Annotated in this window: 1 protein-coding gene; it reads left to right on the plus strand. The window is 52.7% G+C overall.

Features of this window, described 5'->3' with window-relative positions; translation table 11 throughout:
* On the plus strand, positions 1 to 964 hold a 964-nt coding region (locus B7717_RS00030; RefSeq protein ID WP_193432024.1), incomplete at both ends, for a hypothetical protein.

The following is a 964-nucleotide window of genomic DNA, read 5'->3' on the forward strand; positions in this document are numbered from 1 at the left end:
CAATCTGCCTCTGCAAGTGCAAGTCAGTCGGCGTCGACAAGTTCGAGTCAGTCAGCCTCAGTGAGCTCGAGTCAATCCGCTTCAGTAAGTTCGAGTCAGTCCGCTTCAGCGAGCGCCAGCCAATCAGCTTCAGTGAGCTCAAGTCAATCAGCTTCAGTGAGCTCGAGTCAGTCAGCATCGGTAAGTTCGAGCCAATCCGCTTCAGCGAGCGCGAGTCAATCAGCTTCAGTGAGCTCAAGTCAATCAGCATCGGCAAGTGCCAGTCGATCAGCCTCAGTAAGCGCTAGTCAATCTGTTTCAGTAAGTTCGAGCCAATCAGCATCAGTGAGTGCCAGTCAATCCGCATCAGTAAGTTCGAGTCAATCCGCCTCAGCGAGCTCGAGCCAATCCGCCTCAGTGAGTGCTAGTCAGTCTGCTTCAGCGAGTTCGAGTCAGTCTGCCTCAGTAAGCTCTAGTCAATCTGCATCATTGAGTGCAAGCCAGTCTGCTTCGGTAAGCTCGAGTCAATCTGCCTCAGTAAGCACAAGTGAATCAGCGTCAGTGAGCTCGAGTCAATCCGCTTCAGTGAGCTCGAGTCAATCCGCTTCAGCAAGTTCGAGCCAATCAGCATCTGCAAGTGCTAGCCAGTCAGCGTCCGTAAGCTCAAGTCAGTCTGCTTCAGCAAGTGCGAGTCAATCAGCGTCAATGAGCTCAAGTCAATCCGCATCAGTAAGTTCAAGTGAATCCGCATCGGTGAGCTCAAGTCAGTCAGCATCAGCCTCAGTAAGTTCGAGCCAGTCAGCCTCAGCGAGTGCTAGCCAGTCTGCTTCGGTAAGCTCGAGTCAATCTGCCTCTGCAAGTGCAAGTCAGTCGGCGTCGACAAGTTCGAGTCAGTCAGCCTCAGTGAGCTCAAGTCAATCCGCTTCAGCAAGCTCCAGCCAGTCAGCTTCAGTAAGTTCAAGCCAATCAGCTTCAGTGAGCTCGA

Source organism: Streptococcus oralis subsp. oralis, assembly GCF_002096495.1.
GTDB lineage: Bacteria > Bacillota > Bacilli > Lactobacillales > Streptococcaceae > Streptococcus > Streptococcus oralis_CU.